Below are 26470 nucleotides of genomic sequence, written 5' to 3'. Positions count from 1 at the left end.
ACAGAGAAGGCGCATATGTCGCCTTCTCTGTTTATGGGGTATCTGAACTGTCTGTCATTAGATAGACAGTTCTCTCAATACATTTACAAGGTCTTTCTTGATGGGTTTGTCATTCTTGATGGCCTTCGTGAAGGGAACGTATACCACTTCATCGTGGTCAATGCCTATCATGACATTGCGCTGTCCTTCCATGATGGCGTCGATGGCGGCTGCGCCCAGACGGCTGGCAAGGATACGGTCGTGTGCCGTAGGGCTACCGCCGCGTTGCAAGTGACCGAGGATGGTTACGCGTACGTCATATTGGGGGTATTCGTTCTTTACACGCTCTGCATAGTGCATTGCACCGCCGGTCAGTTCACTCTCGGCTACCAGTACGATACTGCTGTTCTTGGATTTCCGGAAACCGTTCTTGATGAATTCTTCCAGTTGGTCCACTTCCGTACTGAATTCCGGGATAATGGCTGCTTCTGCTCCGGAGGCGATGGCGCCGTTCAGAGCGAGGAAACCGGCATCGCGTCCCATGACTTCTACGAAAAACAAGCGCTCATGGGAAGTGGCTGTATCACGGATTTTGTCCACAGCATCCAGGATCGTGTTCAGCGCGGTGTCGTAGCCGATAGTGGTATCTGTTCCATAAAGGTCATTGTCGATAGTTCCCGGCAGCCCGATACAAGGCACGTCAAACTCTTGTGCAAAGATACGAGCACCGGTCAGCGAACCGTCGCCTCCGATAATCACTAAGGCGTCAATGCCTTCTTTCTTCATGTTGTCGTAAGCAATCTGGCGGCCCTCGGGAGTCGTGAACTCTTTGCAGCGGGCTGTCTTCAGGATTGTACCACCCAGCTGGATGATGTTGCTGACATTTTGGCTTTTGAATTCTTTGATTTCGCCGGTTACCAGACCTTTGTAACCTCTATATATACCTTTAACTGAAAGTCCGTTGTAAATAGCCGAACGTGTCACGGCACGTATGGCTGCGTTCATTCCCGGAGCATCACCTCCTGATGTCAAGATACCAATGCACTTAACTGTTCCCATAACAATCTTTTTGTTTAGTATTAATAATCATGATGAAAAATAGATTTGGACTATTTTTTCATGCCGCAAAGATAGTAAAAAGCTGAGGCGGTGACTAATAAATTACGTTAATTTGCTGTTCCAAAAGGATGACAAACTGTTATTTAAGTTTTGACTTTATGGCTTCTGAAATTTCTTCCATCAGCCATTTGGGGGTGGAAGTGGCTCCGCAGACACCGATGGAATTGGCACCGGCTAACAGAGAACTATCTATTTCTTCGGCACTGTCTATCAAATGTGAATTGGCATTGACTTTTTTACACTCACTGAACAGCATCTTGCCGTTAGAGCTTTTTTTGCCGCTGACAAAGAATATTAAATCATGGGAAGCTGCAAATTTCCGGATATTAGGTATCCGGTTTGCTACTTGTCGGCAGATAGTGTCATAGGACTCGAAAGTGACTTTCGGTGAGATATGTCCCTCTATGTATTTCACAATGTTTTGAAATCCGTCCAGAGACTTTGTGGTCTGGGAGTAGAGACGGATGTCTTTGCTGAAATCCAGTTTCCTTGCCTCTTCCTGCTTTTCGATGACGATGGCCTTTCCGGTGGTTTGTCCTACCAGACCCAGTACTTCGGCGTGTCCATTTTTGCCATAGATGACAATTTGCTTGTCGCGGTTGTCTTCCTGGACGTACTCTTGCTTAATCTTCTTTTGCAGGCGGAGTACGACCGGGCAGGTTGCGTCAATGATTTCTATATTGTTGCGGCGGGCAATGTCATAAGTTTCAGGGGGCTCTCCATGAGCACGCAGCAGCACTTTGGCGTTGTGGAGGTGGTTGAATTCCTCATGGTTGATGGTAATCAGCCCCATTGCCTTCAGGCGTTCCACTTCACGGCTGTTGTGCACGATGTCTCCCAGACAATAGAGGGTTCCTCCTTTCGCCAGTTCCTCTTCTGCCTTGTTTATTGCGGTGACAACTCCGAAACAGAAGCCGGAGCCTTCGTCTATTTCTACTTTTGCCATATCCGGTTCAGTTCTTCTCCTTTATAACCCGTTCGAATTGTTCCGCCAGCCATTCCTTTTGTTGGGAAATGCTCAGGTGGCTGTTGTCCAACAATAAAGCGTCAGAAGCTTTGCGCAGCGGACTTACATCCCGGTTTTGGTCAATATAGTCCCGTTGTTTCACATTTTCCAGAATTTCGTCAAAGCTGGCTTCTTCCCCTTTGGCCTTTAGTTCGTCATAGCGGCGTTGTGCCCGTATCTCGGGGGTGGCGGTTACAAAAATTTTCAGCTCGGCATCCGGAAAAACGGTAGTGCCGATGTCGCGCCCATCCATAACGATACCCTTGGCCTTGCCCATCTCTTGTTGCTGTGCCACCATAGCTTCGCGTACGAAATCCAATGTTGCAATGGGGCTGACACGTGAAGATACTTCCATGGTACGGATTTTGTTTTCTACATTTACTCCGTTCAGGTAGGTATCCGGGCGTCCGGTTTCGGGGTTCAGGCGGAAAGAAATATGTATATCCTTTATTAGACTTTTCAGTTTTTCGGCATCTATGCGGTCACCCTGGAAAATACCATTCTCTATACTATATAATGTTACTGCCCGATACATGGCACCACTATCTATATATATGTAACCGATTTCGCGGGCGAGGTCTTTGGCCATAGTGCTTTTCCCGCAAGAGGAAAAACCGTCGATTGCTATTGTTATCTTTTTCATGACTTTTATGCTATAGTTATATAGGTATAACACCTGCAAAACAGAAAATTTCAATATTTCATTTAAAATTCTTGCCAAAGATACGGTATTTTTAAAATATCTCGTTACATTTGTGGCACAAAAGCACATGGAGGTTTTTGAAGGATTAAAAAAATGAAAATGGAGCGCCTATTGTGTAAAAAAAAACAGCAGAGCGTGAACATTCTTGGGAAAAGTGCTATATTTGCCCCAAATGAGAAACACTAAAATTATATTATAAATTATGGAAATTAAGAAATCACCTAAGGCAGACCTGGAGAGTAAGAAGTCGACTTGGCTGCTTGTCGGTTATGTAATCGTGCTCGCTTTCATGTTTGTTGCGTTCGAGTGGACAAAGCGTGACATCAAGATTGACACGAGCCAGGCTATTACCGACGTATTTTTTGAAGAGGAAATCATCCCTATTACAGAACAGCCGGAGCAGGTTACTCCTCCGCCTCCCGAAGCCCCTTCAATTGCAGAGACGTTGACTATCGTTGAAGACGATGCTGACGTGGAAGAAACGGCCATTGTATCTTCTGAAGAATTGAACCAGGCTGTGGAAATCAAATATGTTCCCGTAGCAGTGGAAGAGGAAGAACCGGAAGAACAGACTATCTTCGAGGTGGTAGAACAGATGCCTGAGTTCCCGAATGGTGGTATGGCTGGTTTGATGCAGTATTTGAGCAAGAATATTAAATATCCTACTATTGCACAGGAAAACGGAACTCAAGGCCGTGTAACTGTACAGTTCGTGGTTAATAAGGACGGTAGTATCGTAGATGCTAAAGTTCTGAGAGGCGTTGACCCGTATTTGGACAAAGAAGCTGTCCGCGTGATTATGGGCATGCCGAAGTGGAAACCCGGTATGCAGCGTGGTAAACCCGTTCGTGTTAAGTATACCGTGCCTGTAATGTTTAGATTGCAGTAATAAAATATCTATAAGTGGGAGAGGCTGCCGGAATGCAGCCTCTTTTCATTATCCGCTATTCCCTAAATTCTGAAAATGCCATGTTTACAGCTTCCGAGCTTTTAGAAAGAATAAATTCTCATATTGCAGAATTGCAGTTTACCCGTACTCCTCAAGGTTTATATGCTCCCGTTACCTATGTGTTGTCCATGGGCGGAAAAAGAATCCGTCCGGTATTGATGTTGATGGCCTACAATCTGTATCAGGAGGATATTACCCGTATTTTTAACCCTGCAACGGGGATTGAAGTGTATCATAATTATACTCTTTTGCATGACGACTTGATGGACCGTGCAGACCGTCGCCGTGGTAAGGAGACGGTACATAAAGTTTGGGATGACAATGCTGCCATCCTTTCGGGGGATGCAATGCTTGTATTAGCTTATCAGTTTATGGCTCAATGCCCGGTTGAACACCTGAAAGAGGTGATGGATATATTTAGCCTGACTGCACTGGAAATCTGTGAAGGACAGCAGCTGGATATGGAGTTTGAACATCGGAAGGATGTGAAGGCAGAGGAGTATCTGGAAATGATTCGTCTGAAAACTTCGGTATTGTTGGCTGCAAGCTTGAAGATTGGCGCTCTTTTGGGAGGGGCTTCTTCTGAAGATGCGGAGCAGTTGTATGATTTTGGCATGAACTTGGGTGTCGCTTTTCAGTTGAAAGATGATTTCCTGGATGTTTATGGCGATGCTGCCGTCTTTGGAAAGAATATTGGAGGTGATATTCTGTGCAATAAAAAGACCTACATGCTGATAAAGGCTTTTGAACATGCGGATGAGGAGCAGTTGACCCGCTTGAATGCTTGGGTGGATGCTGTTGCATTCAACCCGGAGGAGAAAGTTGCTGCGGTGACGGAACTGTATAACCGGATTGGCGTCAAGGAACTGTGTGAGAAAAAGATGGAAGAGTATTGTGAACGCGCAATGGAAAGTCTGTTGGCGGTGAAGGTGGCAGATGAAAAGAAAGAGGAATTGAAGAACCTGATGGCTAACCTGATGCATCGGGAAGTATAACTTTAAATCCGGGAGAAAATGCCTTATAGAAGATTGCCTAATACAGATCAAGCGAGAATACGGGCGCTGAAAGCAGTGGTCGTCAAGGGTGATATATGTAATGTGTATGATTTGGCCGTATCTTTGAAGGCGTTGACTGATGCGCGGAATTTTCTTACAAAGTTTGAAGCTGCGCAAGCTTATTATGCCGACTGTTTTGAGCGGCAGGCTCGGGCGGGACGTAAGCATCAGGCTAATGTAAAGACTGCCCGTCTGTATATTTCTCATTTTATCCAGGTGTTGAATTTAGCTGTCATCCGTTCTGAAGTGCGTATTGCTCATAAGGAATATTACGGTTTGGACACAAGCAACAATAATGTGCCTGATTTATCGACAGAGCCTGCCTTGGCAGAGTGGGGGCGTAAAATCGTGGATGGGGAAAACAAACGTATATCCCAGGGAGGAATTCCCATTTATAACCCTACGATTGCAAAAGTGAGGGTGCATTATGATATTTTCATGGATAGTTATGAGAAGCAAAAGAATCTTCAATCTTTGACAGCCCGCAGTTTGGACACCTTGGCTTCGATGCGTGCAGAGGCGGATGGTTTGATTTTGGATATATGGAACCAGGTTGAAAAGAAATTCGAGGAGGTCACTCCCAATGAGAAACGTTTGGATTTATGCCGTGATTATGGAATAATCTATTATTACCGTACCGGTGAGAAACGCAAAGAGTAAGTTGAAGAATGAGATTGATTGATTCACATTCCCATCTTTTTTTAGAAGAGTTTGCAGAGGATTTGCCTCAAGTGATGGCTCGTGCCCGTGAGGCAGGAGTCACGCATATTTTTATGCCCAATATCGATAGTACCACCATAGGACCTATGCTTCGGGTGTGCCGTGAATATAAAGGGTATTGCTATCCGATGATTGGATTGCACCCTACCTCTGTGGGTGCGGATTATGAAAAGGAGTTGGAAATAGTGGCCCGGGAGCTGGCTTCACCGAATGAATTTGTTGCGGTTGGCGAGATTGGTATGGACTTGTATTGGGATAAGACTTTTCTTAGAGAGCAGCAAAGGGTGTTGGACAAGCAGATTGAGTGGGCTTTGGAATACGGTTTGCCGGTAGTGCTGCATTGTAGGGAAGCGTTTGACCATATATATAATGTGTTGAAACCCTATCAGCAGACTCCTTTGAAAGGAATTTTCCATAGTTTTACGGGAACCTCGGAAGAGGCCTGCAGGATTATGGAATTTGCGGATTTCATGATAGGAATAAATGGTGTGGTGACTTTCAAGAAATCAACTTTGCCCGAAGTCTTGAAGAATATTCCTTTGGAACGCATCGTGCTGGAAACCGATTCCCCTTATCTGACTCCGGTTCCCAATCGAGGCAAGAGGAACGAAAGCGCATATGTTAAGGATACTTTGGTAAAGGTGGCCGGAATCTATGGGAACTCTCCTGAAAAGGTGGCCCAGGTTACTTCTGATAACGCTTTAAAAGTGTTCGGAATGCTCAAATAAGCTCTTTAAGATTTTAAAGTTTATTAATTTTGAGATTTTATTTAATATAAAACGGGGAGAATGAGGCAGAACAACAAAAAAAAGAATACATTTGTAGCTGAAAACGCTGGTGGTTCGCATTTTTTTTGTAATTTGCACCCGATTTCAGAAAAGGCGTCTATTGGAGAGATGCTCGAGTGGTTGAAGAGGCACGCCTGGAAAGCGTGTATACCCCTAAAGGGTATCCGGGGTTCGAATCCCCGTCTCTCCGCAGTGTGATAAAATGGAGATAAAACAACAAATTATAATAAATAAATTAATTAATTAATCTTAAAAATTAGACACACAATGAAAAAGTTATTTGCAATTGTTGCTGTGATGGGAGTCTTAACATTTGGCTCAACTCAACTTGCTCAGGCTCAAGATGCTCCTGCAGCTGAACAAACTGAACAAGCAGCTGTAGCACCTGCTGCTGACGCTGCTGCTCCTGCCGCTATGGAAGCTACAGAAGGTGGTATCCACAAAGAACTCAAAACTAAGTTTATTGAAGGTACTGCATCTTTCATGAGTTTGGTAGCTATCGCATTGGTTATCGGTCTTGCATTCTGTATTGAACGTATCATTTATTTGAGCTTGGCTGAAATCAACACAAAGAAGTTCTTGGCTGCTATTGAAGCTGCTTTGGAAAAAGGTGACGTTGAAGCTGCTAAAGACATCGCACGTAACACTAGAGGTCCTATCGCTTCTATCTACTATCAAGGTCTGATGAGAATTGACCAAGGTATCGACGTAGTAGAAAAGTCAGTAGTTTCTTACGGTGGTGTACAAGCTGGTTACCTGGAAAAAGGTTGCTCTTGGATTACACTGTTCATCGCTATGGCTCCGTCTTTGGGATTCTTGGGTACTGTAATCGGTATGGTGCAGGCATTTGATAAGATCCAGCAGGTAGGTGATATCTCTCCGACGGTTGTAGCAGGTGGTATGAAGGTTGCCTTGATTACAACTATCTTCGGTTTGATCGTTGCCTTGATTCTGCAGGTATTCTATAACTACATCCTGGCTAAGATTGAAGCTTTGACCAGCGAAATGGAAGATTCTTCTATCTCTCTGTTGGATATGGTTATCAAATATGACTTGAAATACAAAAAATAATTAAGATGGCTAAGTTATCATATAAAGTATCATACTATGCACTGTATGTCATGTTCGCTATCATCTTGGTAGTGTTGGGCATGTTCTTCTTCGGTGGAGATGCTCAGGGCGATGCAGTGTTGGCAAGCGTTGACGCAGAAATGTGGCAACCGGCTCATACAGACGCATTGATTTATTTGATGTACATTCTGTTCTTTGTAGCTATTATTGCTACCGTGGTTGGTGTTTTGTTCCAATTTGGAGCTGCACTGAAAGACAATCCGGGAGCAGCGTTGAAATCTTTGATTGGTTTGGTTATATTGGTTGCAGTTGTTGTTATTTCTTGGACTATGGGTAGTGAAGAACCACTTGTTATTCCGGGTTATAGCGGAACTGAGAACGTACCTTTCTGGTTGAAGCTTACTGACATGTTCCTTTATTCTATCTATATCTTGTTTGCTGGTACAGTCTTGGCAATCATTTTTAGTAGCATTAAGAAAAAATTATCATAATCAATTGAGGTAACTCAATTTAAAGATATAATTACAATGGCTAAAAAGAAAAGAGAAGTTCCTGAAATTAACTCAAGTTCTACTGCGGACATCGCTTTCTTGTTGCTGATTTTCTTCTTGATTACAACATCTATGGATACCGACCGTGGTTTGGCAAGACGTTTGCCGCCTCCACCGGAAAAGGACCAGAAGTTGGACGATGCAAAGAAGAAGGAACGCAACGTATTGCAAGTCTTCTTGAACATGCAGGACCAGTTAATGTGCGGGAATGATTATATTACTGTTGACCAATTGCGTGCAAAAGCAAAAGAATTTATTGCCAATCCGTATAACGAAGATACAAAACCGGAAAAGATTTCTAAGAATGTTCCTTTCTTCGGTACAGTACAAGTGACGGAAGGCCATGTGATTTCTTTGCGTTGTGACCGTGGTTCTTCATACAAAGCATATATGTCTGTACAGAATGAGTTGGTAGCAGCTTATAACGAGTTGCGTGATGAATTGGCTCAGGAAAAGTGGCAGAAGAATTATATGGAGTTGGATCAAGAACAACAAGATGCAATTCGTGAAATTTATTCTCAGAAGATTTCTGAGGCAGAACCTAAAAAGTACGGAGAAAAGAAGTAATGGGAAAATTTAATAAGACTGGTAAACGTGGAATGCCGGCGTTGAACACTTCTTCTCTGCCTGACCTTATCTTCACCTTGTTGTTCTTCTTCATGATTGTAACAACGATGCGTGAGGTAACATTGAAGGTTGAGTTTAAGGTTCCGCAAGCTACAGAATTGGAGAAACTTGAAAAGAAGTCTTTGGTTACGTTTATCTATGTAGGAAAACCTACTGCCGAATTTCGTAAGAAGTTAGGTAATGAGAGCCGTATCCAGTTGAACGACAGCTATGCTGAAGTTGCTGAAATTCAAGATTACATTATTGGTGAACGTGCCAGTATGAAGGAAGAAGATCAGCCGCAGATGACAGTGTCTTTGAAAGTTGACCAAGATACGAAAATGGGTATCGTAACAGATATCAAAGAAGCGCTTCGTAAGGCTTATGCTTTGAAGATTAACTATTCTGCGCAACCGCGTCAGTAAAAGTTAGTTTAATGATATAATAAAGGTCGTTTCATTTGTTGAAACGACCTTTATTGTTTTAAGTATATTGTTTTTTTAAGATTTCACATTATATACTTCGCGGTAGATGTGTTCCTTTACAGAGTCAAAATCCTTTCCACATTCTATATCTCCATAGGCCATGATGAGCATAGGCAGGTAGTTGTCGCCTGTTTTATAGGGTGGTTGTTGGTAGGGCTTTTCCCATAAGGAGAATCCTTGCCGTTGATAGAAGTTAATGCGGCGTTTAGCCATTTCTTCTTCGGGTATTTCCACTTCCAAGACGATGGGATGTTTTAAGAGTTGGCATAAATGGTTCAGTACGCTCTTTCCATATCCGCCGTTACGCTGTGCGGGGTCAATGGCAAAATGCTCTATATAGTAAAAATGTCCGAAATCCCAGTAAGTGATGAGACCTACCGGGGTGTTGTTATGGAAGATGATATTGTTATAGAAGTGCGTTTTGGTATCTGTATACTTGCGCAATTCCTCCAGTTCCCGGTACTCCTCTGAAGGGAACGATTGAGTCATTAATTTCTCCATGTAGCTGTACAAGTCTGTGTCAGCTGTTGTAATACGTTGAAGTCTGATCATAAGTTCTTTTAGTTTAGTTTGTTTTTATTCAGTATAAAATTCAATGACGCGGCAGATGGCCCGTTGGCAGACCGGGCAGAAAGTAGGGTATTCATTGGTGCGCATGCGGCAATTGTCTGCCGGACGGTAGATGCCTTTGGCAGAATAGCCAGCTCCTTCATATACGCCTACGGGATATGTTCCACTTTCAGAAGAGGGAGTAGGAACGGGAGTTCCTTGAGCAAGCATATCTTTCCATTTGGAAGTGAAATCGATTCTTGTGCTGATGTTCTGTTCCCAGGGTTCCACATCTAGTGGATAGGTATCTGTCATCACGTCATTGTCGTAGAAGTATTCATCGGCCAGTCCGCCAAAGCTATGCCCGAACTCATGTACCACAACGGGGCGGAACATGGAATGGTGGGCGGTAGTAAGGGTATAGGAATTATAGATTCCACCGCCTCCGTATTCTTCCGTATTGGCAAGGATGATGATGTGTTCATACGGTATTCCCGCCAGCGCATCGTGTATGGATTTGACACGGGAGGTTGTCAGATACCGGTCTGAATAGAATGTGCTGAAATGAGAGCTGAATGCTGTCCGTTTCCATTCTCCGAGGCGTGGTACGCTTACTCCGCTGTCTTCGGAGGGGCTGGCCACTGCTACAATGTTGAAGTGCTTTTTCATGGACCGGAAGGGTTCGTGGGCAAACAGACTTTCGCAGGCAATGGCTGCGTCTTCGTAGAATACCGGCATCTCTTCGGGAGTATATCCTTCTGCAAGGATGGCTACGTCGATGCATTTGGCCGTATTGCCGCTTTGCAGCAGATATTTATGTGGTGTGATGTGGGCAGTACCTTTCTGATGTATCAGGATGTCGTCGGGACTGACCGTATGTTTCATGCTTGCCCGTACATTTCTACGCGGGTCGAGAAGTGTTATTTCTATTTCTGCAGGACGGAGGGGATAGGGAAGGAGAAAGGTGTTTTCGAATCCTTTGGTCACCGCTTTGGCTTCATCCGTTTCCAGCCACTCCTGGAAGAGCGAAGAAAAGGATGTTTTGTAGATTACGCTGCCATTGGCTGCATCTCGCATAATGATTTGTCCGTTTCCTTGCAGGGGTAACTCAGATAAATGATGCTTCCTTCCTGCCCAAGAGGGGAGACAAGACAATCCGTCCAGGCATATCTCTTGTTTGGCTGCATTTCCGGTAAAGATATAGTCGACACGCAGGGTTTTATCTGCAAAATAATCGGCAAAACTTTGGGCATGCAAGGATATTGCTGCCATCAGGCATAATAGGAATAAGGAATACTTTTTCATAACGGTTCATTATTATTGCTACTACAAAGATAATATCTTTAAAGCTCATCTGCAATTTTCCGGTCGTGCGAGATGGAATTTTGCATATGCACTTTGAAATGCCTGATATGCGGTATTATTCTTTTTTTTGTAAGAAAAGTTATAAACCGTATTTTTATTGGCGAAAAAATAGCTAACTTTGCATGTTGCCGTATAGATATGCGGGAGATATAGTAATTTATTAATCATTAGAATTTGAAATGGGACATCATCAGTTGGATACTTTAGACGAACAGATTTTAAAACTTATAGCCGATAATGCACGCATTCCTTTCCTTGAAGTGGCCAGAGCTTGTAATGTATCGGGAGCAGCCATTCATCAGCGCATTCAAAAGCTGACAAACTTAGGTATATTGAAAGGTTCTGAATATGTGATTGATCCGGAGAAGATAGGATATGAAACATGCGCCTATATCGGTATCTACCTAAAGGATCCTGCTTCCTTCGATGCTGTAACGAGAGCATTGGAAGCTATTCCCGAGATTGTGGAATGCCATTTTACAACGGGCAAGTATGATATGTTCATAAAGCTTTATGCCCGCAACAACCATCATTTGCTGAGCATCATACATGATAAGTTGCAACCGCTGGGACTGGCGCGTACGGAAACCTTGATATCTTTCCATGAAGCCATCAAGCGGCAGATGCCTATAACGGTAGAAGAAGAGGAAGATTGATTCTACCGACGGATATAATCGACGAATGCATAAGGGCAGGGATGCTTCTCATCTGCGGGATGGGACTCCCTGCTTTTTTCTTGCCATACAGTCGGAGCGACTTCGGGAAAGTAGGCGTCCACCTGAGGGGCTTCTGCATCCACTTCGGTCAGGCAGAGGGTATCTGCAAAGGGGAGTGCCTGGCGATAAACGCTTGCACCGCCGATGATGTAGACGTGTTCGTCGGGCTGGCAACTGCTTAGTGCTTCTTCCAATGAGGGAAAAACTTCTGTACCGGGACAGATCAAATCTTTTTGAGTGGACAGAACAACGTTGCGGCGGTTGGGAAGCGCACCTTTGGGGAGAGATTCAAAAGTCTTTCGGCCCATGATGATGGTATTTCCCGTGGTGAGGGCTTTGAAACGCTTCAAATCATTGGGAAGCCAGAATAACAACCGGTTCTGATAGCCGATACCTCTCTTTCTGTCTACTGCAGCAATAATACTAATCATATGTGTGTAAAATTCTTTTCTCTTTCTATCTTTTTATTGTAGGATTTATACTGACACTTTTCCTGCAATATGCGGATGCGGGTTATAGTTGACCAACTCAAAATCCTCGAACTTGAAGTCGAAGATGTTTTTCACATCCGGATTGATTCTCATCTGCGGCAAATCCCGCGGTTCACGAGATAGTTGGAGTTTTACCTGCTCCAAATGGTTCAGATAGATGTGAGCATCTCCTAAGGTATGGATGAAATCTCCGGCTTTCAGTCCGGTGACTTGCGCCATCATCTGCAGGAGCAGGGCATAGGAAGCAATGTTGAAGGGCACTCCTAAAAAAATGTCCGCACTACGCTGATACAGTTGTAGGCTCAGCCGTCCGTTGGCGACATAGAACTGGAAGAAGGCGTGGCAGGGAGGGAGGTTCATGTTGTCCAAATCACCTACATTCCATGCGCTGACTATAATCCGGCGTGAGTCGGGATTGTGCTTGATGGTTTCTACAGCTTCGCTGATTTGGTCGATGAATCCACCTTTATAGTTCGGCCAGGAGCGCCATTGATACCCGTAAATATGTCCCAGGTCACCGTTTTCGTCCGCCCATTCGTTCCAGATACGTACACCGTTGTCCTGAAGATATTTCACATTGGTGTCTCCTTGGAGGAACCATAGCAGTTCGTATATGATTGATTTCAGATGTAGCTTCTTGGTAGTAAGGCAGGGGAAGCCTTCATCCATGTTGAAACGCATCTGGTGGCCGAATACGCTGATGGTGCCGGTACCCGTACGGTCGCTTTTCTCTACGCCTTCGGTCAGTACGCGGTTCAGCAGGTCTAAATATTGTTTCATGATGTAATGCTCTGTTTTTATCCGAACGCAAAGGTAGGAGAATTAATTAATAATTAATAATTAATAATTAATAATTAGAGGAAGGGGGTCATCAGGTTTCCCACCCAGCCTACGAATTTCTTCCATCCGGAACGCTTTTTCCAGACTTCGGGAGTGAGTAGCGTACTGTTTTGCACGTCCCGTTCGAACATGGCATTCAGCTCATTGGTGGTCTTGGGGTCGAAGATGAAAGCGTTTGTCTCGTAGTCATAGCGCAGGCTGCGGCTGTTGAGATTGGCAGTACCCACCGTGCAGAAAGTGCTGTCTACCATCATTATCTTGGAATGGTGGAAGCCGCCGTTGAAGAGATATATCTTGGCTCCTTTCTTCATCAGCTTGTGTGCTATGTAGAATGAGGCATCCGGAGTAAAGGCTATGTCCGACACGGCAGGTATCATGATTTCCACTTCAGTACCTTTTTTCAGTGCGTTCTTGATTGCCTTGCGGATTGATTTGGTCGGAACGAAATAAGGATTCACGATTCGGATGCTCTTCTGTGCGGCTTGTATGGAAGCTGCATAGGCATGGCTGATGGAGCGTGGTGTTTCGCGTGGCGTGCGGTCCACGATGGCTATTTCTTCGGCAATACTGTCGGGCAGTTGCTGAGTATCCGGGAAGTAGGCAGGTCCACCTACGTGTTGTCCCGTTTCCCGGTTCCACATGGTCAGGAAGATGCCCTGCAGATAGCGCACGGCATCTCCTTCAAGATGTATGTGCATATCGTGCCATTTACCGATTTTAGGCAATCCGTTGATGTAGTAGTCGGCAATGTTCATGCCGCCGGTATAACCTATCTTGCCGTCAATCACTACTATTTTCCGATGGTCGCGGTGTATGGCATGATTCACCCAGGGAAAAGTGATAGGATCGAACTTAACGATTTCGATGCCTTGGGCGCGGATGGATTTCAGATGGCGTTCTTTCAATGGTTGGTTGTTGGACCAGTTGCCGAAGGCATCGAACATGGCGCGGACTTCAACTCCCTCCTTGACTTTCTCTGCCAGAAGGCTGAACAAGGCATTGGCTATGGAGTCGTTGCGGAAGTTGAAGTATTCCAAATGGATATGATGCCGGGCATGGCGGATATTCTCGAAGAGATCGACGAACTTGTCATGGCCGGTCATCAGCAATTTCACTTCATTGTTATAAGTGACGGGGGCGCCCATTTCCTTCAAGTAATTCATGACGATGGAATCGCTTGTTGCTTGCGCCCCGGCATTCCCAATAGAAAAAACGAATAATATGATGAATAGAATCTTTCTCAAAACTTTCTCCTCTTAGTTAGTTTTATGAGGGGACAAAGATACGATTTATCATTGAAAAACAACTATGCCATAGATGAAATCTTGCGGTAACCGAAATAGAGCAATACCACTCCGGCAATGATTAACGACTTGGGGTCAAGCTCCGAAGCTCCGCTCCGGATGGCAGTATCGAAGGTTTCGCGCAAGGTGTCCAGTATCAGCTGCACTCCGTCGAGGGAGACGAACAGTACGAGGGCCAGAGTAAAGCAGAATGCTGTCCATATCTGCGCCAAGTGGCGGCTACGGTCGGGCAGATGTCGCAGTACGCGGCGGCTGAACCCGTTATCGGCTATTTCCTGCCGGTGTTCGGCAAAGAATGAAGTCAGGAGTTTATCATCATTTTCCATCATAACCATTTTGTTTTAAGTAGGAAGCCATTTTGTCTTTCGCCCGCGAGAGGTGGCTTTTTACCGTTCCCGCCGGACATCCGGTGATACCTGTAATCTTTTCGATGCTTTGGTCTTCCATGTAGAAGAGCGTGATGCAGGTGCGTTCCATTTCCTTCAGTGTGGCCAGGGCACGGTAAATGTCCATGTGCTGTCCCACGTCCTGCTGCAGTGTGCTGCATTGAGCGTCCACTCGGTACGTATCCAAATCGTCCGTTTCTTTCCGGCTGCGAATATAATCATAAAAAACGTTATAGGCAATACGGTAGAGCCAGGTTGAGAAGCTGGACAGATTCTTGAACGAAGCGATGTTTGTATAGGCCTTGATAAACGTATCTTGTGCCAGGTCGTCACTCAACTCGCTGTCGCCGCAGGTCTGGTGCAGGAAGAACCGCCGCACGGGCGACTGGTACTTCTTTACCAACTGGTCGAAGGCCCTGGTGTTGTGAAACACCACGACCTGTGCGACTAACGATATGTCACCCATCTGACTCATTTTTCTTCGTTCTTCTTCTGTTGGCTGTAGAAAATCACCAATTGTCCGAAGCCGGTGAACATGACGAGTAAGCCGATACATCCGAGACCGAATTCTCCGGTAATGGCCCAAAGGAAGATGAACAGGCCGATGCCGACGAATATGTTGTTGATGCCTTTGCTGCGGATATCCGTTGCTGCGGCTTCTTTGAAGAAGTTTTCAGGCAGTTGCTGTCCGCTGGCCAGGGCCTGTTCCGCCAGGCGGTACTTGGCTTTCCGGTTTTTATAGCGGAAGAAGAATACTACGAATATGATGAGTAGCGGCAGTCCGAATACAAAGACGATGGCTGTTACGGCAATCACGGTCTCCGAGGTCTTGCTCCCGAGGTCGAACCCGTTCCAGTCCATACTGCTGTGGTGGGTTCTCCATTTTTCCGGAGCATTGCTACTGCCGGCACCGTTTTCATAAGTCATGACACTAAGTGTGTCTGTTACGGTTTCTCCATTGATGACAGTGTCTCTCAATTCGATGACTCTTTTCTTGTTCCCCTGACCGTCGTTCTCTGTTACGGTTCTGTTTGCGCCTTGCACCAGTGTGCAGAACATCATGGCGAGCATTAATCCAAAAATGATACGTTTCATAATCTATGGTCTTTTAATTTGTTTCTTTGTTGGTTAGACGTGTCGTCACCTTTATAAAGTTGCAAAGAGAAGATATTTTTTTTAGAAAACCGGAAATAAGGCGATATTTTTCCGTGAAAATGTCTTATTGTCTTTTTTCCGGAATAACAAGAAGTAGGTATTTGCGACTGTAAATAGAGGTAAATATACAAACCGGGTTGTTTCTTATTGTAAATACTGTTATCTTTGCGCATCTGTTTTTATTGGGAAGTCTTGATGAAGTTGAGGAATATAATGAAGTGTTTCCTCCCTCTGCTGTTCATTGCCTATCTGGGAGGAATTACGCTGTTTACCCACTCGCATGTGGTGAATGGTGTTATCATTGTGCATTCCCATCCATTCAAGGGCCAGCATGAGCATACAGAGGTGCAGTTGGAAACCATTTTCTATCTAGCCTCTTTCGTCTCTTCTTCCCTTCCGTTGCTTCCGGTTGCCGCGACGGTTTTCCTTGTTTTGTTGTGTGTACTGAGCATTCTTACCACGGAATGCATCAAGTGTGTAAAGCTTCGTGGCGGTATTTGCCTGCGTGCTCCCCCTTCTTTTTTTCAAATCCGATAGATTAAGGCAATTCCGTTGTGGGATTGCGTCAACCTCATTGATTAACATATTATTTTAGAAGTACATGAAAAAATATATATTTTTTGTGGTGGGAGCAGTATGTCTGTTACTCTCATCAACCGTTTATGCCGAAGATTTGAAGAGTACCGATGCCAATATTGTCGGTCATGTAATAGAAAAAAGTACAAGGGAACATTTGCCTTATATGACAGTTTCGCTGAAAGGCACCACCATCGGGACCATGACCGATGCCACCGGTCACTATTTCCTAAAGAATCTGCCTGAAGGTGAGTTCACGTTGTCCGTCAGTGCCGTAGGTTATAAGTCGCAGGAGCGCAAAGTCGTTCTGAAACGTGGTAAGACCTTGGAAGAGAACTTTGAGTTGGAAGAAGACATGGTGGCACTGGACGGGGTGGTAGTCACAGCCAACCGCAATGAGACTGCCCGGCGCTTGGCACCCACTTTGGTCAAAGTGGTCACTCCTAAACTGTTTGAGCAGACAAACTCGCATACTTTGTCGCAAGGACTGGCCTTTCAGCCAGGTGTGCGGGTGGAGACCGATTGCCAGAATTGCGGTTATTCACAAGTGCGCATCAACGGGCTGGATGGGAAATATACCCAAATATTGATAGACTCACGTCCCATCTTTTCCTCTCTGGCCGGTGTGTATGGGTTGGAACAGATTCCCGCCAACATGATAGAGCGTGTGGAAGTGGTGCGTGGAGGTGGTTCAGCCTTGTTCGGTTCTTCGGCCATTGCCGGGACGGTGAATATCATTACGAAGGAACCGATTCGCAATTCCGGTTCTTTCTCGCATACCATTTCCAATTTCGACGGTTCCGGCTCGTTCGACAACAACACGACCCTGAATCTTTCCTTGGTTTCTTCGGACAGTAAGATGGGGGCTTATGTGTACGGCCAGAGCAGGCATCGTTCGGCATGGGACTCCAACGGAGACGGTTTTTCCGAATTACCGAAGCTGAAGAACCAGACTGTCGGTCTGAATGCTTACTACCGGACAAGTGCCTATTCCAAGCTGAGCCTTGAATACCATCATATGGAGGAATTCCGCCGTGGTGGAAGTGGCTTCAGCCTTCCCCCTCATATAGCCGAGGATGCCGGATTGAACGGTACCGGGGCGCCCGGACTGGTGGAACAGCTGAAACATTCCATCAACACGGGTGGACTCAAGTTCACGGCTTTCTCCAAAAACCAGAAACATACGTTCAGTACCTATGCTTCGGCTCAGCACATCGTGCGCAATAGTTATTACAGCGCTTATGGAATGACTACGGACTTTACCGGTGTGCTGGGTGCCCAGTATATTTATCATTTTGACAAGTGTCTGTTTATGCCTGCCGATTTGACCGGAGGCATTGAGTTCAATCACGACAATCTGCATGACAAGGCAACGGACGTACAGAAGTATCGTGATGCTGCTTTGGCCGAAGATCCTACGGCAACGGGTGACCGCTTGCAACAACTGATTGAGAAATATACCCCCGCCCCGTTGAACCAAGTGGTGAATATAGCAAGCGTCTATGCCCAGAATGAGTGGAAGAACGAACAGTGGAGTTTCCTGATTGGCGGGCGCGTAGATAAAAACAGCATCATGGACAAGGCTGTTTTCAGTCCCCGTGCCAATATCCGTTACAATCCTACTCAGGATGTGAATATCCGTTTCAGTTATGCTGAGGGATTCCGTGCTCCACAAGCGTTTGATGAAGATCTGCATATCAGTAATGTGGGTGGAGAGTTGGTTTCCATTGTCCGCGCCAAAGGATTGAAGGAAGAGCGTTCGCGCAGCTTCAATGCTTCGGTAGATTGGTACCACTATTTCGGAGATTTCCAGGCAAACCTACTGGTGGAAGGCTTCTACACGAAACTTTCCGACCCGTTTGTCCTGACGCCTCCGGTGAAAGACCCGGATGGTAGCGCTTATCTGATACAGACCCGTATCAATGGTTCGGGAGCTAAAGTGTATGGCGGCACATTGGAAGGAAAGGTTGCCTATAAGGATAAGGTTCAGTTGCAGGCAGGGCTGACGCTTCAACGAAGTATCTATGACTCTCCCGAAGAATGGAGTGCGGATGAGGAGCACTTGTCGGAGAAAGAACGTTACAGCGACAAGATACTGCGTACTCCCGACGTCTACGGCTACTTTACAGCTACCTATATGCCGGTTAAAGCCTTCTCAATAGCTTTGAACGGCAATTATACCGGGCGGATGTACGTTCCCCATTTGCTTTCGGAGGTGAACGGTGAGGCGGATGTATTGGTAAAGAGTCCGGACTTCTTTGAGCTTGGAACAAAGATAGCTTACGACTTTGATTTTCAAGGGTTCTGTTTGCAGCTCAATGCCGGTGTACAGAATATATTCAATTCTTATCAGAAAGATTTTGATAAAGGAGCGAGCCGCGATTCCGGTTATATCTACGGACCGGGTGCACCGCGTTCCTATTTTGCAGGGGTGAAACTCAGTTTTTAAAAAGAGTATTGAACCGTGCTTTTTGTTTAGCCCCGTAGATTGGTGAAACGTATTTTGCACTATCTTTGCTGCCATAAAACAGTTCAAAGCATGAAGCTACCCTCATCTTTCACCGATTATACACGCGCCCTCTTGGGTGTGGAAGAATATGAAAAGCTGGCTGCCGCCCTGGAAGGGGAGCAGCCGGTCAGTATCCGACTGAATGAAGATAAATTACCGGAATCTTCATTCAGTCTTTTTCGTTCCTCTTTTAGGCATGTCCCTTGGTCTACTGCCGGATACTATCTGGACAAGCGGCTGACATTCACTTTTGACCCGCTGTTTCATGCAGGCTGCTACTATGTGCAGGAGGCTTCGTCTATGTTTGTGGAGCAGGCTTTGAGGCGGTATGTGGGCGAAGGACCGGTGGTGATGCTTGACCTCTGTGCGGCTCCCGGCGGGAAATCCACGCATGCCCGTAGCGTGTTGCCCGCAGGCAGTCTGCTGGTGGCCAATGAGGTAATCCGCAACCGCTCGCAGGTATTGGCGGAGAATCTTACGAAGTGGGGGCATTCCGGTGTGGTGGTCACTAATAATGACCCGGCAGATTTTTCTTCCTTGACGGACTTCTTCGACGTCATATTGACGGATGTCCCCTGCTCTGGCGAGGGGATGTTCCGTAAAGACCCCGTTGCGGTAAGTGAGTGGAGTGGGGAGAATGTGGAAATCTGCTGGCAGCGCCAGCGTCGCATCGTTACGGATATCTGGCCTTGCTTGAAGTCCGGAGGCATTCTCATCTACAGTACTTGTACCTATAATACAAAGGAAAACGAAGAGAACATCCGTTGGATACGGGATGAATTCGGGGCGGAGGTATTGCCGTTGGAAATTTCTACTGACTGGAATATTACGGGTAATCTATTGTCGGGAGAGGACTTTCCCGCCTATCGTTTCCTGCCCCATCGGACGAAGGGGGAAGGATTCTTTTTGGCAGTTCTCCGCAAACCGGGCGTGAGCGATGGGAATACCTGGGCCGGGCAGGTGAAATCCTGGGAAAAAGGAAGAAAACCTCAAGGAAAAGGAGCGAAAACTCCGGGTGTTTCCAAAGAACAGCTTTCGGCACTGCATGAGTGGTTTGCGGTTCCGGATAATTACGAATTTATCGTCAATGGCAACAACGTCAGCGCTTTCCCTAAAGCGTATCTCTCCGAACTGTCGGCTTTGCGTTCGTCACTCCGTATCGTGCAGGCTGGGGTAGATGTTGCCGAGTTGAAAGGAAAAGACTGGATGCCTGCTCATGGGCTCGCCATGAGTATAGCACTGAATCCGGATGCCTTTGCCCATGAAGAGATAGGCCGCGAGCAGGCCATCAGCTATCTGCGCAAGGAGGCTGTTGTCCTTTCGGAGACTGCTCCGCGCGGCATTGTCTTGCTCACCTACAAACAGATACCTCTAGGATTTGTCAAGAATATAGGTAACCGTGCCAATAATCTTTATCCCCAGGAATGGCGCATACGCAGCGGATATTTGCCGGAAGGGGTGCTGGAATTGGCAACAATAACCGGGTGAAATCAATCACGTTACTGCAAAGCTGCTGTATATATTTTGCAGTAGCACTGCAGAGCTGTTGCAGTGACACTGCAAATATATATGCAGCGCGACTGCAACACATATGCAGTGGTGCTGCAACACATATGCAGTGCGACTGCAAAAAATATGCAGAACTTTGCAGTATGATAATAGAGTAGGAATGTACTATTTTTTATTGTTTCTTCAATGCAGTATTTTGTTTGTTCAAGCATTTTCTATATATAGATAACTGTTTTAAAACTAATACTATTTGCTTATGCTTAAAAAAACGATTACTGCCTTAAGCCTACTTTGTATCCTTGCAGCCTGCCAGAGTGACGACAACTCTTCACCACAACCCAAGCCTCGCAAAGACATTGCCTTGACCCGTGCCGAGCAGGAGATGATGGATTTAGGAACGGATTTCGCTTTCCGTTTCTTTAATCAGGTTTGTAAAACTGAGGTGGAAAAGCCCAATCTGTTCATCTCTCCTTTGAGCGCTTCGCTCTGTCTGTCTATGATTGCCAATGGAGCGTTGGGAAACACACTATCTGAGATGACAGATGTCCTGGGCTTTTCGGGCTATTCGTTGGAAGAAATGAACAACTATAATAAGAAGCTGGTGGAGGCGTTGCTCGATTTGGACAATACCACACAGTTGGGAATTGCCAATTCCATCTGGATAAAGAAAGGGTTCGGTGTTCATGACGACTTTGTAAGCGTAAACAAAAAGATGTATGACGCGCAAGTGCAGGAGCTGGATTTTGCCTCTCCCAAGGCTCCGGACATTATAAACGGCTGGTGTGCCGGGAAAACGAATAATTGCATCCCCAAAGTCTTGAATGAGATTCCGGAGACGGCGCGTCTTTATCTGTTGAATGCGCTTTATTTCAAGGGGATTTGGAAGAATCAATTCAAAAAATCGGATACGGCAGAAGAGGCTTTTACGAATGCTGACGGAAGCAAATCGACTGTACACATGATGAATCTTCGTGACGAGAGATTCAACTATGCCGAGAATGAGTATTTCTCAATGGCAGAGTTGCCTTACGGCAATGAGGCTTTCAGTATGGTGGTGCTCTTGCCGGCAGAGGGAAAATCGTTGGATGAGTGCCTGCCGCAGCTGAATGACGAGCGCTGGGGGGAATGGAACAGTAGTTTATCAAGCTCTGCCTTGAACCTTAAGTTACCCCGGTTTGAAATGGAATATGATAAAGAACTCATTGACGATATGATGGCAATGGGAATGCAGGAGGCTTTTACTCCATCGGCCGATTTTTCCGGAATGGCGGATGAGGATTTGTTTATCAGTTTGCTGCAACAGTTCACTTATGTGAAAGTGAATGAAGAGGGGACGGAAGCTGCGGCTGTAACTGTCGGAGGAATGGACGTGGCCGCTCCCGGACCAAGTACGGTAATTCCGTTCTATGTGGACCGTCCTTTCATCTTTCTGATAAAGGAGAAGAGTACGGGAGTTATTCTGTTTATGGGTAAAGTCACAAAACTATAACTACAATATATTGAAATAGAAAGAGCTGTCTGTCAACCGCAGACAGCTCTTTCTATTTATAACCGGCTCTTGTATATCTGTGCCATTGCCTTCTGATACTGGTTTTCCAGTTGCAGGAGGTTTGTCTTGCTTTGATAGACAACCGATATTTCAACGAAGTATTCAATCATACTGATTTGTCCTCCCATAAGTGCTTGTTTCAGTAAAGAAAGGTCTTGCTGTTGATGGAAGGTGCGCTCGTATTCCTCCATGGAAGCGTGCAGGTTCTTGGCCTCTTCATAGAGTTGCCACAAGGCAGAGCTGGCTTGCAGTGCGGCGTTCTCCTTTTGGTAGTCAATGTTGAGCGCTTGTGTCTTGGCTATCTTGACCTTATTGCGGTTTTCGAAAAGCGGGAAAGAGAAGCCTACTACTACACCGTTTAGCGGATGCCCCGATTCGGTATTTCTACGGTAACCCAGTTCCAGTTTGGGCAGCCAGCCTTGCTTGCTTGCCGAAATCTGTTTCCGGGCGGCAGAACTTTCACCCTGCAAGGATTGCAGGGTGGGGTCTGAAGCCAGCAGTTCGTCGGCCAGCGGGTGGAAGTCGGCCGGCAACGGCACTGCCGGGTATTCTGTCAATCCGAGTGTTTGGGCGTCGGGTGTGGTATCGGGTCTGGGACGTCCCGGTGTGAGCGGCTGGTTTCCGTTGAGGACAAGCAGCTCTTTCAGTTTATTGTTAAGTGCCGTCTGGTTCATGCGGGCTTCCGTGCGTACATTCAGCAACTCCAGATTAATCTTGTTGGTTTCCAGTGCATTGGCATCTCCCGTTTCCAAACGCCGGGTGTACATGGCCGACAGTTCCTCCGCATTCTTCAACCGTTCGTCGAGCAGGGCTTGCTGGCGTTGCAGCATGATGATGTCCAAGCATACTTCCTTCGCTTGCAACAATATCTGCTGGCGGAAGGCGGTGGCTTGTGCATCCAGTGCATTTGTCTTGAGTCGGTTCATCTTCCCTCGGGTGGCGTAAAGCGTGGGGAAGTCGAAGCTTTGCGAGATGACCATTTCGCCGACTGTCTCGTCACTGTTCTTGGAGTCCCAAAGGTGGGCGTATGACAGTGTAGGGTCGGGGAGGTTGTTGTTTGTCTTGTTCTCCAGTTTTTGTGAGGAAATGAGGTGGGAGTTAGCCTGCAATTCCTTGTTGTTGGCCTCTATCTGCTGGAGCACGGCATCAATGCCGGACGTTTGTGCGCTCATCCCCGCAAAAGCGAGGATGGCGGCGCTGAATATGAAAAATCTTTTATTCATTGTCTGACGTTTTAGGTTGTTGGTTATGGTGCATCATCAGGTAAACAATCGGAATGATGAAACCGTTCAGGAACGTGGATGTTAAAAGGCCGCCCAAGATAACCTTTGCCATCGGGCTTTGTATCTCGTTGCCCGGCAGGTCGCCACTGAGAGCCAGCGGGATAAGTGCCAGTGCACTGGATAGGGCGGTCATCAGGATTGGATTCAGACGGTCGAGCGAACCGCGGATAACGCTGTCGTAGACGCCATAGCCTTCTTCCTGCTGCAAGTGGTTGTAATGGCTGATGAGCAGCATTCCGTTTCGGGTGGCGATACCGAACAGTGAGATGAAACCGATGATGGCGGGGATACTCACTTCTCCCGTTGTGATGAGCAGGGCGAATACACCGCCTATCAATGCCAGCGGCAGATTGATAAGGATGATGGCACTCTCCTTCACACTGCGGAATTCATGGTAGAGGAGCAGGAATATCACCACGATGGACATGAACGAAGTAAGTGCCAGCGTGCGGCTTGCTGCCTGCTCGCTTTCGAATTGTCCGCCGTATTCGATGTGGTATCCTTCCGGCAGTTTGATTTGTGCGTCTACCTGGGCTTGTATATCATTGACTACACTTCGCAGGTCGCGGTCGGCCACGTTGGCGGAGATGACGATTTTACGCTTTACATTCTCGCGGCTGATGGTGTTCGGACCCATGGCCGAGCGGATTTCCGCTACATAGTTCAGTGGAATTTTCTGTCCGTCGCCCGTATCAATCATCAAGTTGCGTATTTTTTCCATTTCGTCGCGTAGGTTGTCTTTCACGCGTACGGTCAGGTCGAAGCTCTTTCCCTTTTCGTAAACTTGGGAAACGGCTTCACCGGCCAGGCAGACATTGACAAACTCCGAAAATTCGGGCAGTGAAATGCCGTATTTGGCAAGCATTTCCCGTTTGGGTGAAATGACAAGTTGCGGACGCTCAATCTGCTGTTCCACGTTCAGGTCAGCAATACCGGGAATACCCTGGATGGCACTCTTGATTTCATTGCCCAGAGTGAACATGCGGTTCAGATCGTCGCCGAACAGTTTGATGGCGATGTTCGCCTTTGTACCGGATAGCATGGCGTCTATACGGTGGCTGATAGGCTGGCCTATTTCCACGTTTGCCCCTACAATGGTACCCAGTTTTTCGCGGACTTCTGCCACGAGCTCGCTGCGTGAGCGGTCTTTCAACTCAAACGGTGCCTCGATCTCAGAGACGTTTACTCCCAGAGCGTGTTCGTCCAGCTCTGCACGTCCCGTTTTACGGGCCACGGTCTGTATTTCGGGGATGGAGAGCAGCAGCTCCTCGGCACGGTGCCCCATCTTGTCGCTTTCTTCCAGGGAGATACCCGGAAGCGAGGAGATATTGATGGTGAACGAACCTTCATTGAAAGGCGGCAGGAACGAGCGGCCCAGGGTGAAGAAACAGCCGAGTGCCACTACAAATAGTCCGATAATACCTCCAAGTACCCCTTTCTTATGCCCCAATACAAAAGTCAGTGCTGAACCATACCATTGCTTCATCTTGCGTGCTACGGCAGAATCGCTGTTTTCGTTATTTTGTTTTTTCGTTTTCTCTTTTCCCAATAGATAGGAGCAAAGTACCGGCGTTACGGTCAGTGCCACAACGGTTGAAGCCGCCAATGCCACGATGAATGCAATGCCTAGTGGTACCAACATCCTACCTTCCATACCACTAAGGAAGAACAGTGGTACGAAGCTGACAATGATGATCAGCGTTGAATTGAGGATAGGCATACGCACTTCTTTCGAAGCATTGAACACCACTTCCAGAATAGGAAGTTGCTCGCCGGCAGGTTTCAGTCGGTTTTCGTGCAAACGCTTGTAGACATTCTCCACGTCCACGATGGCATCATCCACCAGCGAACCGATGGCGATAGCCATACCTCCCAGGCTCATGGTATTTATCGTAAAGCCCATATAGTGCAGGGCAAGGATGGAGGCAATCAGTGACAACGGCAGTGTCACCAGCGAGATGACTGTGGTACGTACGTTGGCAAGGAACAGGAAAAGCACGATGACAACGAAAATACCTCCCTCCAACAACGACTTCTGAACGTTTCCGATGGAACTTTCGATGAAACGGCTTTGACGGAAGATGTCTGTGGAAACCTTTACGTCCGCCGGTAGATTCTTCTGCAGGTCTTGCAGGGAAGCTTCCAGTTTGTCTGTAAGCTCCAGCGTGCTTGTGGCGGGTTGCTTGGTGACTGTCAGCAGTACGGCATGCTTACCGCGTTCCGAGGCGGTACCCAGTTTAGGAAGTTTGGCTCCGATTTGAACGTCGGCAATATCTTCCAGCAGGATAGGGGCGCCGGAGACTCCGTTGCTCCGCACCACGGCCTTGGCTATCTGGTCTACCTTGTCGGTAGAAAGTACGCCGCGTACGATATATTCATTGCCATATTCATAGAGTACTCCACCATTGGCATTCAGGTTCATTTCGCGGGTGATGTTCATCACTTCGCTCAATGTCACGCCGTAATGGCGCATCCGTTCCGGGTCCAGCTGCACTTGATATTCCTTGATGTCGCCACCCAGTACGGCAACTTGTGCCACACCGCCCGTAGAGAGCAGGCGGGGACGTATGGTCCAGTCGGCAATGGTACGCAAATCCAGCATAGAGGTCGAATCTGCTGTCAGACCTACAATCAGCATCTCGCCCAAAATGGACGATTGTGGGCCTAGTGTCGGCTTGCCTACGTTGGCCGGTAAGGATTCGCTGACGACTGCCAGCTTCTCACTGACAATCTGCCGGGCAAGATAGATATCTGTATCCCAGTCGAATTCTACCCAGACTACAGAAAAACCGTTCGTTGAGGAAGAGCGTACACGGCGCACACCCGTTGCACCGTTTACAGCCGTTTCTACGGGAAAAGTGACCAGCTGTTCCACTTCCTCTGCTGCCATACCATTTGCTTCGGTCATGATGACCACGGTCGGCGCATTGAGGTCAGGGAACACATCCACTTCCGTATGCATGGCGGTATAAGTACCGCCAATCAGCAACAGCACCGATGCTACCAGCACCAGGATGCGGTTCTGAAGAGAAAAACCAATTATTTTGTTTAACATCTTTTTATTTACTATTTACAATGTACAATTGGGCTGCGCAATGTCAGCCGCACTTGCTGTTTTATCTAATATTTCTTGTTTATCTGACTTTACACTCCCCATTCGTCACGTAGCCCTTATACTGCATAGCGAAATGGTACTTTGTAAATTG

General features: G+C 46.6%; 26 protein-coding genes and 1 tRNA gene. 14 read left to right on the top strand and 13 right to left on the bottom strand.

Annotation, left to right across the window (positions count from 1 at the left end):
• Positions 1 to 57: 57 nt before the first annotated feature.
• The 3 genes from pfkA to cmk form a co-directional block, all read right to left on the bottom strand.
• On the bottom strand, positions 58 to 1038 hold the full coding sequence (gene pfkA / locus NQ510_RS18560) for a 6-phosphofructokinase (protein WP_005827137.1): 981 nt from the start codon (positions 1036 to 1038) through the stop codon (positions 58 to 60).
• 139 nt (positions 1039 to 1177) lie between these two features.
• The gene (locus NQ510_RS18555; protein ID WP_005827134.1) at positions 1178 to 2044 is read right to left on the bottom strand and encodes a 4-hydroxy-3-methylbut-2-enyl diphosphate reductase; all 867 of its coding nucleotides are present in this window, start codon (positions 2042 to 2044) and stop codon (positions 1178 to 1180) included.
• Positions 2045 to 2051: 7 nt separating this feature from the next.
• A complete protein-coding gene (cmk, locus tag NQ510_RS18550; RefSeq protein ID WP_034525522.1) occupies positions 2052 to 2747 on the bottom strand; it encodes a (d)CMP kinase in 696 nt (231 codons plus the stop codon).
• Between the two features lie 262 nt (positions 2748 to 3009).
• On the opposite strand from cmk, the gene NQ510_RS18545 reads away from it, so the two are divergent.
• The 9 genes from NQ510_RS18545 (at position 3010) to NQ510_RS18505 (ending at position 8972) form a co-directional block, all read left to right on the top strand.
• Positions 3010 to 3696 carry an energy transducer TonB gene (locus tag NQ510_RS18545; RefSeq protein ID WP_005827130.1) on the top strand — a complete coding sequence of 229 codons (687 nt, stop codon included), beginning with the start codon at positions 3010 to 3012 and terminating at the stop codon, positions 3694 to 3696.
• An 80-nt stretch (positions 3697 to 3776) separates the two neighbouring features.
• Positions 3777 to 4751, top strand: coding sequence for a polyprenyl synthetase family protein (locus NQ510_RS18540; RefSeq protein WP_034525526.1), 975 nt, complete (start codon positions 3777 to 3779; stop codon positions 4749 to 4751).
• A gap of 18 nt (positions 4752 to 4769) precedes the next feature.
• Positions 4770 to 5471: a hypothetical protein gene (locus NQ510_RS18535; protein WP_005827126.1), complete on the top strand. Its 702-nt coding sequence runs from the start codon at positions 4770 to 4772 to the stop codon at positions 5469 to 5471.
• A gap of 8 nt (positions 5472 to 5479) precedes the next feature.
• Positions 5480 to 6259 (top strand): TatD family hydrolase, encoded by a 780-nt coding sequence (locus NQ510_RS18530; protein WP_005827124.1) that lies wholly within the window; start codon positions 5480 to 5482, stop codon positions 6257 to 6259.
• A 162-nt stretch (positions 6260 to 6421) separates the two neighbouring features.
• A tRNA-Ser gene (locus NQ510_RS18525) sits at positions 6422 to 6509 on the top strand.
• A gap of 77 nt (positions 6510 to 6586) precedes the next feature.
• Entirely contained in the window at positions 6587 to 7390 is an 804-nt protein-coding gene (locus tag NQ510_RS18520) for a MotA/TolQ/ExbB proton channel family protein (protein ID WP_005827120.1), read from the top strand.
• Between the two features lie 5 nt (positions 7391 to 7395).
• A complete protein-coding gene (locus NQ510_RS18515) occupies positions 7396 to 7881 on the top strand; it encodes a hypothetical protein (protein ID WP_005827118.1) in 486 nt (161 codons plus the stop codon).
• A gap of 36 nt (positions 7882 to 7917) precedes the next feature.
• Positions 7918 to 8508: an ExbD/TolR family protein gene (locus tag NQ510_RS18510; RefSeq protein WP_005827116.1), complete on the top strand. Its 591-nt coding sequence runs from the start codon at positions 7918 to 7920 to the stop codon at positions 8506 to 8508.
• Positions 8508 to 8972 carry an ExbD/TolR family protein gene (locus NQ510_RS18505; RefSeq protein WP_005827114.1) on the top strand — a complete coding sequence of 155 codons (465 nt, stop codon included), beginning with the start codon at positions 8508 to 8510 and terminating at the stop codon, positions 8970 to 8972. Before NQ510_RS18510 ends, NQ510_RS18505 begins: the two co-directional genes overlap by 1 nt.
• Positions 8973 to 9047: 75 nt before the next feature.
• On the opposite strand, the gene NQ510_RS18500 is transcribed toward NQ510_RS18505, so the two are convergent.
• Entirely contained in the window at positions 9048 to 9584 is a 537-nt protein-coding gene (locus NQ510_RS18500) for a GNAT family N-acetyltransferase (RefSeq protein ID WP_005827111.1), read from the bottom strand.
• 24 nt (positions 9585 to 9608) lie between these two features.
• On the bottom strand, positions 9609 to 10886 hold the full coding sequence (locus tag NQ510_RS18495; RefSeq protein ID WP_005827109.1) for an IgA Peptidase M64: 1278 nt from the start codon (positions 10884 to 10886) through the stop codon (positions 9609 to 9611).
• A gap of 239 nt (positions 10887 to 11125) precedes the next feature.
• On the opposite strand from NQ510_RS18495, the gene NQ510_RS18490 reads away from it, so the two are divergent.
• A complete protein-coding gene (locus NQ510_RS18490; RefSeq protein WP_005827104.1) occupies positions 11126 to 11602 on the top strand; it encodes an Lrp/AsnC family transcriptional regulator in 477 nt (158 codons plus the stop codon).
• 2 nt (positions 11603 to 11604) lie between these two features.
• Here NQ510_RS18490 and NQ510_RS18485 read toward each other — a convergent pair whose 3' ends face one another.
• From NQ510_RS18485 to NQ510_RS18460, 6 genes are all read right to left on the bottom strand, one after another.
• Entirely contained in the window at positions 11605 to 12093 is a 489-nt protein-coding gene (locus NQ510_RS18485) for a dihydrofolate reductase (RefSeq protein ID WP_005827102.1), read from the bottom strand.
• Positions 12094 to 12138: 45 nt separating this feature from the next.
• Positions 12139 to 12933, bottom strand: coding sequence for a thymidylate synthase (locus NQ510_RS18480; RefSeq protein ID WP_005827101.1), 795 nt, complete (start codon positions 12931 to 12933; stop codon positions 12139 to 12141).
• 74 nt (positions 12934 to 13007) lie between these two features.
• Entirely contained in the window at positions 13008 to 14237 is a 1230-nt protein-coding gene (cls, locus tag NQ510_RS18475; protein WP_171029041.1) for a cardiolipin synthase, read from the bottom strand.
• A 62-nt stretch (positions 14238 to 14299) separates the two neighbouring features.
• Positions 14300 to 14626 (bottom strand): DUF5056 domain-containing protein, encoded by a 327-nt coding sequence (locus tag NQ510_RS18470; RefSeq protein ID WP_005827095.1) that lies wholly within the window; start codon positions 14624 to 14626, stop codon positions 14300 to 14302.
• A complete protein-coding gene (locus tag NQ510_RS18465) occupies positions 14613 to 15158 on the bottom strand; it encodes an RNA polymerase sigma factor (RefSeq protein WP_005827094.1) in 546 nt (181 codons plus the stop codon). Before NQ510_RS18465 ends, NQ510_RS18470 begins: the two co-directional genes overlap by 14 nt.
• Positions 15155 to 15778 (bottom strand): DUF6249 domain-containing protein, encoded by a 624-nt coding sequence (locus NQ510_RS18460; RefSeq protein WP_005827092.1) that lies wholly within the window; start codon positions 15776 to 15778, stop codon positions 15155 to 15157. Before NQ510_RS18460 ends, NQ510_RS18465 begins: the two co-directional genes overlap by 4 nt.
• A gap of 255 nt (positions 15779 to 16033) precedes the next feature.
• Here NQ510_RS18460 and NQ510_RS18455 point away from each other — a divergent pair, with 255 nt between their 5' ends.
• From NQ510_RS18455 to NQ510_RS18440, 4 genes are all read left to right on the top strand, one after another.
• Positions 16034 to 16375, top strand: coding sequence for a hypothetical protein (locus NQ510_RS18455; RefSeq protein ID WP_008664012.1), 342 nt, complete (start codon positions 16034 to 16036; stop codon positions 16373 to 16375).
• Between the two features lie 64 nt (positions 16376 to 16439).
• Complete coding sequence (locus tag NQ510_RS18450) at positions 16440 to 18863, top strand: TonB-dependent receptor (protein WP_005827082.1); 2424 nt, start codon at positions 16440 to 16442, stop codon at positions 18861 to 18863.
• A 90-nt stretch (positions 18864 to 18953) separates the two neighbouring features.
• Positions 18954 to 20411 carry a methyltransferase RsmF C-terminal domain-like protein gene (locus NQ510_RS18445; RefSeq protein WP_005827081.1) on the top strand — a complete coding sequence of 486 codons (1458 nt, stop codon included), beginning with the start codon at positions 18954 to 18956 and terminating at the stop codon, positions 20409 to 20411.
• A 277-nt stretch (positions 20412 to 20688) separates the two neighbouring features.
• Positions 20689 to 21921, top strand: a complete 1233-nt coding sequence (locus NQ510_RS18440; protein ID WP_005827075.1) for a serpin family protein — start codon at positions 20689 to 20691, stop codon at positions 21919 to 21921.
• Positions 21922 to 21977: 56 nt separating this feature from the next.
• Here NQ510_RS18440 and NQ510_RS18435 read toward each other — a convergent pair whose 3' ends face one another.
• The gene (locus NQ510_RS18435; RefSeq protein ID WP_005827073.1) at positions 21978 to 23204 is read right to left on the bottom strand and encodes a TolC family protein; all 1227 of its coding nucleotides are present in this window, start codon (positions 23202 to 23204) and stop codon (positions 21978 to 21980) included.
• Positions 23197 to 26319, bottom strand: a complete 3123-nt coding sequence (locus tag NQ510_RS18430) for an efflux RND transporter permease subunit (RefSeq protein WP_005827071.1) — start codon at positions 26317 to 26319, stop codon at positions 23197 to 23199. Before NQ510_RS18430 ends, NQ510_RS18435 begins: the two co-directional genes overlap by 8 nt.
• Between the last annotated feature and the right edge of the window lie 151 nt (positions 26320 to 26470).

It is taken from the genome of Bacteroides uniformis, assembly GCF_025147485.1.
GTDB lineage: Bacteria > Bacteroidota > Bacteroidia > Bacteroidales > Bacteroidaceae > Bacteroides > Bacteroides uniformis.
This window is presented reverse-complemented; position numbering and strand designations above follow the sequence as displayed.